This window comes from Oleiphilus sp. HI0132, assembly GCF_001635845.1.
In genome coordinates this window covers 1-877 of record NZ_LWGJ01000884.1, presented here as the reverse complement: position 1 = coordinate 877, position 877 = coordinate 1, and the positions used below count along the sequence as shown (strand labels likewise).

1 protein-coding gene is annotated in these 877 nt (G+C 46.0%); it reads right to left on the bottom strand.

Translation table 11 applies throughout. The features are described from left to right. Positions 1-850, bottom strand: an 850-nt coding sequence (locus A3766_RS10035) for a PP2C family serine/threonine-protein phosphatase (RefSeq protein WP_156508848.1), incomplete at its 3' end; no start/stop codon positions are given. Between the last annotated feature and the right edge of the window lie 27 nt (positions 851-877).

Here is an 877-nt window from a genome sequence, read left to right as displayed (position 1 = left end):
ACAACTGGCTTCGACTCGAAGCAAATAACTCTTTTTGGACGACAAAACCATCCAGTTTCATACCCTTTTCTAAAGCTGGCGGGAAAGGTAGGCGTGTCAGTTTCGCACTATAATCATCAAGGTTTTCGAAAGGCAGCTGTTCAACAATACCCACAACGGCACTGATATTGTCATCGGTTTCGCCTTCTCGTGCCAAATCTAGAAATTTGTCCGCGATAAACTCAGCCGGCTGGTCCATCGCCAGCGTTTCGATTATTCTCGCTTCCTCGATAAAGTCATGTACACCATCACTACACAGCAATAAGCGATCACCGGCTTCAAGAGGAATTCGCCCATAATCGAGGTGCAAGCGATTATCCATACCGATGGCGCGAGTAAGAAAAGTTTTACCGCCGCCTAAAGAAGCGACATGATCAGTAGTACATTGGGCGAATTCGCCTTCTCTCAGCAAAAATATTCGACTATCGCCAACATGAAAAAAGTGCGCGGTACGACCTTTGATGACGATGGAGCTGAATGTAGATAAGTAACCTTTAGTATCAGACGAGAACTCGTGACTCTTACGAAAAAGCTTGAGGTTAATCGTTGATAGAATCTGCTCTCCGCACTTACTGACTGACCAGGTGTCAGGCGTCTGGAAATATTCCTCAATAAAACGTTCAACAGCCGTATGGCTTGCTTCGCGCCCCGCTTCAGCTGATGAAACACCGTCGGCAACGACGAGTGCACAACCTTTATTGTTAAGCAGATAGCTATCTTCTGGAACCTTTACGCCAGCCGAGTCTTCATTGATCGGTTTTATACCGGCGTCTGTTGAAAATGCAGCATCAATCTTAAGAATCTGGGCCATCGAGAAATCCTGAGTTTAGTGCTATAG